The organism is uncultured Flavobacterium sp., assembly GCF_951805225.1.
Taxonomy (GTDB): Bacteria; Bacteroidota; Bacteroidia; order Flavobacteriales; family Flavobacteriaceae; genus Flavobacterium.
Map to the genome: position 1 here is coordinate 334,291 of NZ_OX638201.1, position 12,850 is coordinate 347,140.

Annotated in this window: 12 protein-coding genes; 6 read left to right on the forward strand and 6 right to left on the reverse strand. The window is 31.2% G+C overall.

From position 1 onward, the window contains the following. Nucleotides 1–11: 11 nt before the first annotated feature. Nucleotides 12–2,456, forward strand: coding sequence for a T9SS type A sorting domain-containing protein (locus WN975_RS01460; protein WP_337964885.1), 2,445 nt, complete (start codon nucleotides 12–14; stop codon nucleotides 2,454–2,456). A 125-nt stretch (nucleotides 2,457–2,581) separates the two neighbouring features. On the opposite strand, the gene WN975_RS01465 is transcribed toward WN975_RS01460, so the two are convergent. After that, entirely contained in the window at nucleotides 2,582–3,019 is a 438-nt protein-coding gene (locus WN975_RS01465; protein ID WP_099711510.1) for a DUF4268 domain-containing protein, read from the reverse strand. A 343-nt stretch (nucleotides 3,020–3,362) separates the two neighbouring features. Here WN975_RS01465 and WN975_RS01470 point away from each other — a divergent pair, with 343 nt between their 5' ends. Both WN975_RS01470 and WN975_RS01475 read left to right on the forward strand, forming a co-directional pair. After that, nucleotides 3,363–4,013: a CoA pyrophosphatase gene (locus WN975_RS01470; protein WP_337964886.1), complete on the forward strand. Its 651-nt coding sequence runs from the start codon at nucleotides 3,363–3,365 to the stop codon at nucleotides 4,011–4,013. A 124-nt stretch (nucleotides 4,014–4,137) separates the two neighbouring features. Continuing rightward, nucleotides 4,138–4,965: a lysophospholipid acyltransferase family protein gene (locus WN975_RS01475; RefSeq protein ID WP_337964887.1), complete on the forward strand. Its 828-nt coding sequence runs from the start codon at nucleotides 4,138–4,140 to the stop codon at nucleotides 4,963–4,965. Between the two features lie 148 nt (nucleotides 4,966–5,113). Here WN975_RS01475 and WN975_RS01480 read toward each other — a convergent pair whose 3' ends face one another. From WN975_RS01480 to WN975_RS01490, 3 genes are all read right to left on the reverse strand, one after another. Beyond that, nucleotides 5,114–5,746, reverse strand: a complete 633-nt coding sequence (locus WN975_RS01480; protein ID WP_337964888.1) for a hypothetical protein — start codon at nucleotides 5,744–5,746, stop codon at nucleotides 5,114–5,116. Between the two features lie 8 nt (nucleotides 5,747–5,754). Then, nucleotides 5,755–6,249, reverse strand: coding sequence for an RNA polymerase sigma factor (locus WN975_RS01485; RefSeq protein WP_068843197.1), 495 nt, complete (start codon nucleotides 6,247–6,249; stop codon nucleotides 5,755–5,757). A 189-nt stretch (nucleotides 6,250–6,438) separates the two neighbouring features. Further along, nucleotides 6,439–7,500, reverse strand: a complete 1,062-nt coding sequence (locus WN975_RS01490) for a DUF3810 domain-containing protein (protein WP_337964889.1) — start codon at nucleotides 7,498–7,500, stop codon at nucleotides 6,439–6,441. A gap of 83 nt (nucleotides 7,501–7,583) precedes the next feature. Here WN975_RS01490 and WN975_RS01495 point away from each other — a divergent pair, with 83 nt between their 5' ends. The 3 genes from WN975_RS01495 (at nucleotide 7,584) to WN975_RS01505 (ending at nucleotide 9,786) form a co-directional block, all read left to right on the forward strand. Further along, on the forward strand, nucleotides 7,584–7,796 hold the full coding sequence (locus WN975_RS01495; protein ID WP_337964890.1) for a hypothetical protein: 213 nt from the start codon (nucleotides 7,584–7,586) through the stop codon (nucleotides 7,794–7,796). Further along, a complete protein-coding gene (locus tag WN975_RS01500; RefSeq protein WP_337964891.1) occupies nucleotides 7,793–8,086 on the forward strand; it encodes a type II toxin-antitoxin system RelE/ParE family toxin in 294 nt (97 codons plus the stop codon). The genes WN975_RS01495 and WN975_RS01500 overlap by 4 nt, the downstream gene beginning before the upstream one ends. A 239-nt stretch (nucleotides 8,087–8,325) precedes the next feature. Continuing rightward, nucleotides 8,326–9,786, forward strand: a complete 1,461-nt coding sequence (locus tag WN975_RS01505; RefSeq protein ID WP_337964892.1) for an aminoacyl-histidine dipeptidase — start codon at nucleotides 8,326–8,328, stop codon at nucleotides 9,784–9,786. Nucleotides 9,787–9,858: 72 nt separating this feature from the next. On the opposite strand, the gene WN975_RS01510 is transcribed toward WN975_RS01505, so the two are convergent. After that, nucleotides 9,859–11,133: a porin gene (locus tag WN975_RS01510; protein WP_337964893.1), complete on the reverse strand. Its 1,275-nt coding sequence runs from the start codon at nucleotides 11,131–11,133 to the stop codon at nucleotides 9,859–9,861. 293 nt (nucleotides 11,134–11,426) lie between these two features. Further along, nucleotides 11,427–12,737 (reverse strand): TIGR00341 family protein, encoded by a 1,311-nt coding sequence (locus WN975_RS01515; RefSeq protein ID WP_337964894.1) that lies wholly within the window; start codon nucleotides 12,735–12,737, stop codon nucleotides 11,427–11,429. Nucleotides 12,738–12,850: the final 113 nt, after the last annotated feature.

A 12,850-nucleotide genomic window follows, 5' to 3' on the forward strand; every position in this document is an offset into this window, starting at 1 on the left:
AAACACTGTGTATGAAGAAACTTTACTCACTATTATTATTTATTATTTTCGGAATTTTATCATCTAATGCGCAAGTCGTTGATGAAACATTTAAAGAACCAACGCCTTACAAAGCTGCGAAAATAACGGTTATAAAAGAACTTTCAGATGGTAAGATTTTACTGGGAGGAAATATCCAGTTCTTTAAAGAGAAAAAAGTTAGTAATCTTATACGCTTAAATGCGGATTATTCACTTGATGAAACTTTTGTTTTTAATGGAGATCCTAAGTCGGAAATTAAAGATGTCAAACTTCAAAGTAATGGAAATATGATTGTCTTAACTACTAAAGATAATCTTGGATATGCTGATTATTTTAAGTTGTATCAGCTTGGTTTAAATGGTGAAATTATAAAAGAAGTTAGCGATGTTTTTAATGCAACATCTATTGCAATTCAGGCCGATGATAAAATATTGGTTACTGGAGGAGCGCCAGGTTATTATGATTTTACAAGCTGTTATTTAAAACGATTCAATAGTGATTTTACTTTAGACGATACTTTCAATAATAACTTAGCTTTTAATGCAGCGACAAATAATGTTGTAGTATCCAGTAACGGAATATATGTAGGAGGAACTTTTACTGCTGTAGATGGAATTGCTAAAAACAGTCTGGTAAAATTGAACTCTGACGGTATTCTTGATACAACATTTGATGTTGGTGAAGGAACAAAAGGACAATTGTTTTCTTTGACACTTCAGGACGATGGTAAATTATTAATTGGAAGACATTTTTCAAGAATAATAGATACTCAGCCAATCAATAATATGTGCCGATTAAATCCGGATGGAACAGTTGATGAAACTTTTAATACTTATTATTTTAGTTTTCATGCCTCAACGATTGTCGTAAAAGATTCATTCATATATTTTGGAATGTTTGAACCTGCGGAATTTAATAGTTATATCGCCAAACTTAATCCTGATGGAACTTTAAATCAAAGTTTTACTCTTGGCAGATTAAATGAGAATGGAGAGATGTTTTTTACGTTAGGGATAGTAGGAGACAAAATTATTTACAACAATACAGGGAATGTAGGAAATAGATATGGTTTGTCTGTATGTGATTTTAATGGTAATCAGTTAGATTCTTCTTCATTAAATGCAATTCAATATGGCAGCTTTGACAAAGGGGAATATTTTGACGGGAAATTAGTTGTTAAAGGTGATTTTGTACGAGTTAATGATGTTGAAACTTTTGGTATTGCTTTGTTAAACGAAAATGGTTCGGTTGATGAATCGTTTGTTTTTCCTAAATATATTGGAAATGTAACGCAATTTCAGGTTATAGATAATACGACTATTTTTGTAAGTGCCAAAAAGAAGCTTTTAAAACTGAATAATAAAGGTGAAGTTTTGAAAGATTTTGATTTCCGTTATCTACAGTTAACTTCAGTGAAGAAATTCAAAGTTTTGACTACTGGAGACGTTTTGTTTTCTGATGAAAACGGATTATATAAGGTATTGGGAGAGGATGCATTTTTAAATTATAGTTTAAAATCTGAAACCTATCGTTGGTTTAGCGGTGTTAATTTTGAAGTTCAGGATAATAAAATAATTTTCACAGGTATTTACAATGATTATGATCATTATGATTATAAATTTATAAGATTTAATCTTGATAATACTGTTGATGAAACTTTCAAAATAAATGGTTCAGGACCTGATACGACAGTCAATAAAATTAAAGTGCTTGACAATGGAGAAATCATTGCTGCCGGAGATTTTTCAAATTTTAATGGAGTTCCTGTACCAAATCAAATTGTAAAGCTTTCAAAAGATGGTGAATTGGATTTGCAATTTATTGAAAACCAAAAAACAGGAACTATTGGTAATGGTAGTTATCATGATTACAGAAAAATTGAACAAGTAGGTGATGTTATATATATTACTGAAGGTGACGCAAATGTAACTGCAATTAATCTTGATGGTACATTTGTTAAGAATTTTGATATGCCATCTGTGATTGATAATATAACAGATCTTGTAGCTGTAGAAAATAAGGAAGAAACTGCTTCAAAAACGGGTCGTAAAGCTACTTTAGAAGGTAGTAAAAATAATTACATGTTTGCAATGGGAACGACGAAAAGTACAACAGGATTATCGTCAGTTATTGTGAAAGTTAATCTTGGAAAATCATCAGGTTCATTATCTGTTGGTCCAACGCCAGAGAAATTAGCTTCTAAAGTGCAAGTTTTCCCGGTTCCGGTTCAGGAGAAATTGAATTTATCATTTTCAACTACAGTTTTGCCAAACAAGATTTCAGTTTATTCGGTAAACGGAAATGAGTTATATACTGCCAAAGTGCAAAGTACAGATAATCTTGAAGTTGATATGTCTCAGTTTTCTTCGGGAATTTATTTTGTAAAACTTTTTTCTGATTCAGGAGTAATTACCAAGAAAATAGTTAAGAAGTAAAAAGAAAAAAGAAAATAGAAAAATAATAAAACCCGATAGATTTTTAAAAAAACTATCGGGTTTGTTATATAAAAGAACTTAGAATCTTAGAATCTTAGTTCCTTAGAACCTCAGAACCTTTTTTATTAAGAATCTATATCCTTAATAAACTCGTCATATTCTAAATAGAACATTTCAAGTGCATTCATTTTTTCAAAAAAGAAATCAAAAATGGTGTCCCAATTATTGCGATTGCTAAAACCTACACCTTGTTTTTCTATCCAGATTCGGCTTATGGTTTTACCACTTTCTAAAGTATAGTTTTTTTCAAAGACCAAATCTTTAATGAATTCCTCTTCAAGGATGTTTTTTAAAGCTTCAATTTTTTCAAAATAAGCAGTTCTTTTTTCATCATTTCGGGGTTCAATATCAATTAAAACCTGTGCTTTTTTATTGTCAACATAAAATTTAAAAGAGAAATCTTTAATTTTGGTATCATAAAGTACCCATTTACGTGGATATTTTTCGGCGAAAGCCACCCAAAATTCTCTTTTTATTCTCTGTGATTCTTCTTTACTGTACATTTTTTAAAGTTTGTATAGTCGTAACTATTTAATATTTGAATTTAGGATTATTTACGTGTAGAATACGCTGTTAGGTTTTTGATAATCAGAAACAGATAAATCTAACGTTCTATTGTGCAAATTTACGCTAAATATTTAGAACAAATTTCCAGACCTAAAATGTTTTTATTGTGCTATTTTGGATAGGATTTTCGAACTATAAACAAAAAATATTTCTTCTGTAAAATTTTGATTTTGATTGTCTTGACTTTGAAATTATAGTTTTTGGTTGTGTTAAAACTTGTGAACTGACGATTTCTAGAGTATATTTATATTTTATTTCAAATAACAAACGTCCTTTTTAATGGATTTTAAAGATTTTCTGCAACATGTTCCTGATTTAATTCCAGTTGAATTACCGGCACTTTCGTCACATCTAAAAATGGCTCCTAAAGAAAGAATAGAGTCTTTGAAGAACCATGATTTTAATGCCGAAAATCCGAGAATTGCTGCCGTTATGATGCTTTTTTATCCAAAAAATGGAAAAACACATCTGGTTTTAATCGTAAGAAATGCGTATAATGGAGTTCATTCTTCGCAAATTGCTTTTCCGGGAGGAAAATATGAAACTACCGATGCAAATTTTGAAGAAACAGCTTTAAGAGAAACACACGAAGAAGTAGGAGTGATGCCAAATAAAATTGAAGTTATCAAGCATTTTTCTCCAATGTATATTCCACCAAGTAATTTTTTGGTACATCCATTTTTGGGAATTTCAAAAGAAGAACTTTCCTTTTATCCGGATGTTAGAGAAGTTGCAGATATTATAGAATTGCCATTATCCGTTTTTTTGGATGATGAAATTATCATCGAAGCCACATTGTCAACTTCTTACGGGAACAATATTTTAGTTCCGGCATTTAATATTCAAAATCACATTGTTTGGGGAGCGACCGCAATGATTTTAAGTGAGTTGAGAGATGTGCTGAAAACGACTTTTGAAGAAAAATCGTAAAAACATAAAATTAACAATTTGATATTCATTTAAATAACAATTTATTTCCGAAATTGTTTTGTACTATTGCTAAAAGAATAATTTTTGTATGTTTGCGTCCTAACAAAAAACACATTAAAGAGCTATGGGATTGTTTAAACGAAATCCTTTTGGACATATATTATTCATCAAAAAATGGTTAATCCGTGTTTTGGGAGCCATGACGCATAGAAGATATAGGGGTTTTAATGAATTGCAAATCGAAGGATCTGAAATCATTAAATCACTTCCGGATACAAATGTTTTGTTTATTTCAAATCACCAAACTTATTTTGCCGATGTTGTAGCTATGTTTCACGTGTTTAACGCAAGTTTAAGCGGACGTGAAGATAATATTAAGAACATTGGTTATTTGTGGCAGCCTAAGATGAATATTTATTATGTAGCTGCCAAAGAAACGATGCAAGCTGGTTTATTGCCAAGAATTTTAGCTTATGTTGGAGCAATTACTGTCGAAAGAACCTGGCGTGCAAAAGGTGTTGATGTTACTGAAAAACGTGAAGTTAACCCAAATGACACCGAAAATATCAGAATTGCATTAGAAGATGGTTGGGTAATTACTTTTCCGCAAGGAACCACAAAATCGTTTAAACCAGTTCGAAAAGGAACTGCGCATATTATAAAGCAACATAAACCAATTGTAATTCCTATTGTTATTGACGGTTTCCGCCGTTCGTTTGACAAAAAAGGATTACGAATGAAGAAAAAAGGAATTTTACAATCATTTATCATCAAAGAACCTCTTGATATTGATTATGAAAACGATACCATCGAAGAAATTGTAGAAAAAGTAGAATACGCAATTGAACAACACCCATCATTTTTAAAAGTAATTCCAGCCGAAGTAATCAAAGTCGAGGAAGAACTTAACGAAATGAGAAGATGGAGTTACAAAGGACCAGAAGAATATTAGATTCTGGATTTTTTGTTTCAGGTTTTAATTGTTTCAAGTTTCAAGTTTTTTCAATCAAAATAAAAAAACTTAGAACCTTAGTAACTCAGAATCTTAGTTTCTTAAAAAACCTTTGAACCTTTGTACCTCTGCAACTTTGAACCTTTCGTTAGAAATCTATCTTCTTCAACTCCTTATAATTAGAATATAATCTACGCAATAGAGTTCCGTAAAGCAATCTGTAAAAACACCAGAACAGCCCGAAGAAACCTAGTATAACCAGAATTAATATTCCCACGGTTACAAACATTGCTTTTCCATTTACGGCTAGTTTTTCTCTTAAAAATGCCATGTCAGGATTGTAGACAAATGCGATAAAGAAACTTAAAATAGCAGTAACGACAATCATTCCCAGATTATACCACACATAATACTGAACCGTTTTTCTGGTTCTTAAAATCGCACTCATTAAAGATTTTGTTGCGACAGTTGTTGAAATTGTTTTGTAATTTTTGTAGAAAATGAAAACAAATATCAATACAACTACGTAATTGAAATAAGTTAAAAACTCAAGTGCAGTTACGATTTCAGGATGATTTATTTTTTGCAAAACATCATCAGTATTGATAAATAAATTGGAGAAAGTCCAAAATGAAATTTCCAAAATACTGATAATCAGAATCCACTTCACGATTGAAGATGATTTTTTGTGAATCATTTTGTAGATTTCTGTTTCAGAAATTTGTTGAAAAGAATCCGAGTTCTTTTTCCAGTCTTTTTTTAGTAAATCCAGTTCTTTCATAATAATTTTTAAGGATTTAGTATTTTTTTAAGTTTCCCTTTAATTCTGTTCATTTTCACGCGCGCATTCACTTCGCTGATTCCTAAGGTTTCGGCTATTTCTTGATAATCTTTGTCTTCTAAATACATAAAAACTAATGCTTTTTCGATGTCATTAAGCTGGTAAACAGCTTTATACATCAATTTAATCTGTTCTTCCTCTTCATAATTGTAATCGACATCTTTTACAAAATGCTGATGGCTTTCATATTCAACTGTCGATACGGTTCTTTTGGTTTTTCGGTATAATGTAATGGCTGTATTTAAGGCAACGCGATACGTCCAGGTCGAAAATTTACTATCGCCTCTAAATTTTGGATATGCCTTCCATAATTGTATGGTAATTTCCTGAAACAGGTCTTTATGAGCATCTTCGCCAGCAGTATATAATCTACAAATCTTGTGGATTATATTCTGATTTGCCTGCAATTGCGCAACAAATGACTGTTCTAGATTTTCGCTCATATTGTATTAGTGGTAATGAAAGCGTTTTTGTTACAACAAATGTTAATTTTTTTTAGTGTTTTACTACATATTATTTTTTTTCTGCCACAGATTAAGAAGATTTTAATGATTTTTTTTGGATCATTTTTTTAATCTATGGAAAAAAAATCTGTGTTAATCTGTACAATCCCTAAAATCAGTGGGCAATTTTTATAAAGGCTTGGTTTTGTAATAATTCACCATCAAATCTACAAATTTGCTGTAACTATCCATTCCGTCTTTTTGATTGTTTGTTTTAAGAAAATTATCGTAGAAAATCTGAAATCCGGTTTCAATTGGAGTTTCATACTTTTTCCAGAAATCATAGCTTTCCTGATAGTTTTTTAAAATTCCGCCATGAACAGATTTCTTCAATTGCTGAAATATTTTCTCATTTTTTACTTTCCAAATACTTAGACAATAATGCAATGTAAAACTGTATCCGGAATATTTATAATATAAATCATTGTTGTTTACTGTTGCTAAAACACCGATAAAATTGCATTCACTTTCGCTGGCAAAACCCATTTGGTGCGCCATTTCATGACAGCTTGTAAGCGGAAAATTATACATTGGAAGCAAATCATTTACCTGAGCTTCATTTGTAAAAGGATTCAAATAACCTCCAAATCCCATATAAGTTAAAGGCAAACTAAAGAGAGATTTTTTGATACTTAAGGTTTCATATTTAAAAAAGGAATGTTCTTGTGCAAGATTTTTATATCCATTTAAATTTATTTTGAAAGCCTCATTTTGTGAGTATGGAAAAACAATTCTGGCGCTGTCATTCTTCGTAATTTGAAACTGGATTTCGTTTGTTTTGGTAATTAGTTTTTTAGTGAAAGCTAATAATTCAGCATCATTATATTCTTTTTTGATGTTCATTTTTTCGAAAAGCGGTTCTCTGTAATAATTTAATGCCCAAAGCAAATGAAAGAAAAAGTAGAATACAGAAAGGCAGCTTAAGGCTTTTAGAAGATTATCTTTCCATTCGATTTTCCATGTTTTTCTAACTTTCCAAAACCATCGGATTACTAATAAAATTAGAATCGAATAAATACAATCTCCAACCGAAAAAGGAATTTTACCTAATAGAGTTCGTGAAAAGTGAGATATTTTTAAATACAAACCATTGCTGTAAAAGCTTTCGATAAATTCCGGAAAAAAAGGAAGAATCTTTAGAATGATAATCTGAATTAATAAGAATAAGGGAAGTATGTGTTTTCTTCGCACGGTTTTACTTTTTGGTTAAAAATAATAATTAAAATAGTAGTTCACTTTCTTTTTTGTAAATTTGTTATTCAATAAAAAGGATAATGACACAAATCACTTTAAATATTCCAGATAATGAATTGTCTTTCTTTATGCAATTGATAGAAAAGTTTAATTATGAAACTGTAATTAATGAATTTTCTGTTACTGAAGAAATGAAAAATTTATTAGATGAAAGAAGATCAACTTCAAAAGTGGATGATTTTCTTCCTTGGAATGAAGCAAAAAAGCAATTGCATTTTAAATCAGGTAAATGATTTTTGAAGTTGTAATTGAGCCAAGAGCACTTCTGGATATACAAGATGCGATTGGTTATTACGAATCTAAGAAAAGTGGGTTGGGTGAGTATTTCTACCAGGTTATAGAAGATCATATAGAAACCTTAACTAAAAATCCTTTCTTTCAAATTAGATATAAAGATTATCACGGTATTCCCACGAAAAAATTCCCTTTTATTATCTTTTATTTTATTGACGAAAAGTTGAAAACAATTTATATTTTATCTGTTTTTAATACTTCGTTGGATTCCTCAAAATATCCTAAGTAAAATCAATATCTCTTATTTATATGATTAAAAAAGTTAGCCACGAATTGCACTAATTTTTACGAATTACAGGTTTTCTTTATTTTTAATTATGTAAAAAGTAGTAAATATTCGTATAATTCAATTTTAGAGCGCTTCTAATTTGTGTCTATTCGTGCAATTCGTGGCAAAAAAAACGAAGACATTCCCTTTAAACTTTGTAACTTTGGAACTCTTAATTGTTAAACTTCAAACAAAATATAATGAGTCAAGAAATAAGAAATCTGGAGCCTAAAGCGCTATGGAATAAGTTTGCCGATTTAAACGCAGTTCCGCGTCCATCAAAGAAAGAAGAGCGTGTGATTGAGTTCATGAAAGACTTTGGAAATAGCTTAGGTTTAGAAACTTTTGAAGACGAAATTCGAAATGTAATTATCCGTAAACCTGCAACTCCGGGAATGGAAAATCGTAAAGCAATTGTAATGCAGGGACACCTTGATATGGTGCACCAAAAAAATGCAGATACTGTTTTTGATTTCGATACACAAGGAATTGATATGTATGTAGATGGTGACTGGGTTCGCGCGCGCGGTACAACGCTTGGTGCTGACAACGGACTTGGAGTAGCGACAATTATGGCTATTTTAGAAAGCAAAGATATTCCGCATCCGGCAATTGAAGCATTGTTTACAATCGATGAAGAAACTGGAATGACTGGAGCGTTGAACTTAAAAGGAGGAATTCTTCAAGGTCAGATTCTATTGAATTTAGATACAGAAGAAGATGATGAAATTGATATAGGTTGCGCTGGTGGAATCGATGTAACAGCAACAAGAACTTATCATGAAGAAGAAGTTCCGGAAGGATCAGTTGGACATATTATTACCGTAAAAGGTTTAAATGGCGGACATTCAGGAATGGATATCAATAAAGGTTTAGGAAACGCTAACAAAATTATGAACCGTTTATTATTTGATGCTTTTGAAAACTTTGGTTTGCAAGTGGCAGAAATTAACGGTGGAAGTTTAAGAAATGCAATTCCAAGAGAAAGTGTTGCAAAAGTTATTATTTCTGAAATGTTTGATGAAGCGTATATTTTTGATATGCAGGAAATCATCAACGATATTAAAGCAGAATACAAAACAACGGAACCAAATTTATCTATCGAAATCGTGAAATGCGATTTACCTGCAAAGGTTATGGATTTAGGAGTTCAGGAAGGTATTATTCGTGCTATTTATGCTGCTCATAACGGTGTTTACAGAATGAGCGCTGATATGGCTGATTTGGTTGAAACTTCAAATAATATTGCCAGAGTTATTGTAAAAGATGGTGAAATATCTGTTGGATGTTTGACACGTTCTTCTGTAGAAACTTCAAAATTTGATTTGGCTAATTCTCTTCGTTCTGCTTTTGAATTAGTAGGTTGCGAAGTAGAACTTTCAGGTTCTTATCCAGGTTGGACACCAAACGTAAATTCTGAAATCTTAGATACTTTGGTTGGAATCTACGAGAAACAAAATAATGAAAAACCTAAAGTTGTTGCTTGTCACGCTGGTTTAGAATGTGGAATTTTAGGAACTAATTATCCTGATATGGATATGATTTCTTTTGGACCAACAATTCACGGAGCACATTCACCAGATGAAAGAGCAAGTATTTCATCGGCTCAAAAATATTGGAAATTTGTATTAGAAATTCTTTCGAATATTCCAGTTAAATAAAAAAGTCACAGTTTTCAGTTCCAGTTTTCAGTTTCCTTTGAGACTGAAAACTGCGACTGAATACTTTTTTTTCTAATATATCCACTGAATTCTAAATTGGAGACTATTAGTCACGCCTGTAATCCCGTCTTTTTCAAGATTACCAATTCCGTAAACCATTCCTGCTTTCCAGTATTGAGTTGCCCACCAATTTAGCCCTAAATCATAGCGATTGTTAACTCCGCCGTGAATTTCTTTAGTTTCAAGATCATTTGCGCCAACACGTGCAAATATTTCCCAGGCACCGTATTTTCCTGTTGGTTTAATTCTTCTTGCGTAAGCTGCTTTTTGATCATAAGGACGCTGTTCACCGCTTAAAACATAACTTCCGGTTACATAATATCCGCTAAATTGTTCTGTACCAAAATCAGTTGTTGCAGTCCAGTTGTGAACATATTCCATTAAGACCGAAAAATTATCCAGACTCCACAATTGTTCCATACTTAAATTCCATTGGTGTTTGGCATTCATGTTACCTGTATCAACATAATTAGATGATATATTCGATTCGTTTTTACCTTTTAATCGAATTACGCCGTCTTGTGCTTCTACATAACGTGCACCAATAGCCACGTGCATAAATTCTTTGCCATCATTTTGCCATTTTGGTAATCCGGTAATTCTCGCCGTAAAAGTATTACTCGTGCCTTCAAAACTTTTGTCGCTTGCGGGCCAGTTTTTAAAGACACCTCCAGAAATAGTTAATCTATTATCGAGAAGGTAATGACGATAAATCAATCCAATATTCCGACTATTAAAAAAGGGGCTTAAAAGTCTTTCAAAGTGAGGTAAATTGGCAGCGTCACCAACCATTTCATAAATAAAAGTTTCTTTGAGTTTTCCAACGTTTAGTTCGCTGTTTTTCGATAATGGAATTACAATTTTAAAATCAGTAATACCAAAGTTATTTGCGTCATCAGGTCGGTCTAAACCTTTATATTCAACGCTTATTAAGTATTTCCAGGGATTTTTAAAATTGATTTTTCCGCTAACCATAACTCTGGCGCTTCTGATATCAAATCGGCTTTCTTGTGAACCAACCTGATTTTTACTGTCTTGATTTTGAAAATTTGCGTTGTAATCTAAAATAGGAGCGAAGCCTAGTTTTGCCGAAAACCATTTATTATGAGTTCTTGACCATTTCATTCCTTTGTTTGTAGCATCAGGAATAAGATAATTTTTAGTAGAATCTGCTAAGACTTGAGTTTGAGAATCGTCTACTAAATCAGTATGTTGTGAGAAGCTTTTGCCGCTTAAAAAGAATAAAAACGACAAAAGTGTAATTTTTAAAATGTAATTCTTCTTCATTGCTTCTAATTTTAAATTATCGATATATCTAAAATTCTGCACTGAGAATTGAGTCTCAGTTTTCAGTTTCAGTATTCATTACAAATACTGAAAACTGCGACTGGAAACTTAAAAAAAATTAGTCTCGTTTAGGAGAATTTTTCTTTTCCCTTTTTTCTTCTTTCTTTTCTTTAGCCGTTTTTAACGGTTCTTTTTTTGCTGTTTTTTTAGCATCCTGACTCTTTGCCATAATATTTTGATTTAGATAATTAACTTATTATTAAGTAAATATAAGCTCTATTTTTGGGTTTATATTAATTATTTTGCTGATATACTTCAATTGAGTCTTTCGCAAGTCTTTCTTTAAGCCATAATTTCATTTTTTGCTGAGTTTGTAAATCCATACTTTTTTTGCTTTGATACAGAATTACTGGAATTACTTTAGGTTTATTCGCATCGTTTTCGATTGTATAATTGCCAATTGCAAGAGAAGTTATAGTTGGAAATAATATTTTAGCTTCGGCACTAATTTGATTTGTATTGAATTGATATTGTGATAACTCAGTTCGGAGATTATTGATGAGAATGTCTTTTTGATCAACAACACTTTGATTGCTATTGATTTGATTCATCATATCTTTTCTTAAGTTAATTGTGTCTTGTCTAATAATCAATTTTGTATTTGGTAAATCATAATTGACTAGTTTTTTATTAAGATCAGCAATTTCGATGTCACTAAATTTTTTTGCTAAAAAAGCCAATTCGATTCTTTTTGGATCTGTATTGTATCTTATTTTTTTATAAATAATAGGATAATCATTGTCAAGAAATTCTTTTTGGATAAAAACTTCTGTTCTGGAATTATAGCTTTTTTGAATGTATAATTGGTATGCAAAATAAATACTGGGAATTATCAAAAGTAAAATCATAATGGTAATGCCATATTTTACACGCTTTTGATGTTTTAGATTTAGTTGTTTTGTAATTGGATAATTCAGATATTTTACGATAACAAAAGTGGCAATACAAATAAATACACAATTGATTGTATAAAGATATAATGCGCCAAAAAAATAAAGATAATTACCTAAAGCCAAACCATAACCGGCGGTACAAAGCGGAGGCATTAATGCGGTTGCAATGGCAACACCAGGAATTGGATTTCCTTTTTCGACACGAGTTACAGCAATTACACCTACTAAACCGCCCAAAAAGGCAATTAAAATATCATAAATATTGGGAGAAGTTCTGGCTAATAACTCAGATTGTGCTTCTTTAAAAGGACTTATATAAAAATAGATCGCCGACGTTGTTAAACTAACAACTGTCGCGATCAATAAATTTTTGACTGATTTTTTGACAAGTTCAAAATCATACATTCCTAAACCAAAACCAGCGCCAACAATTGGCCCCATTAATGGTGAAATTAACATAGCGCCAATAATCACTGCCGTAGAATTTACATTTAATCCTACTGATGCAATAATAATTGCGCAAGCTAAAATCCAAATGTTAGAACCTCTAAAAGATACAGCACTTGTAATATTTTCAATTACTAGTTTTTTATTTTCTTCGCCTTTATGAAGATCAATAAAGTTTAGGATTTTTTGTGTAATATCAGTCATTGTAAGCTTTGTAATTATATTCGGAATCTAAAATTTGATAGAAGTAAGGGAATCTAATTTAGTCAAAAAAAACGTGAAAGCCTACATTTATTAAGCTAAGTGTTAAAATGTAA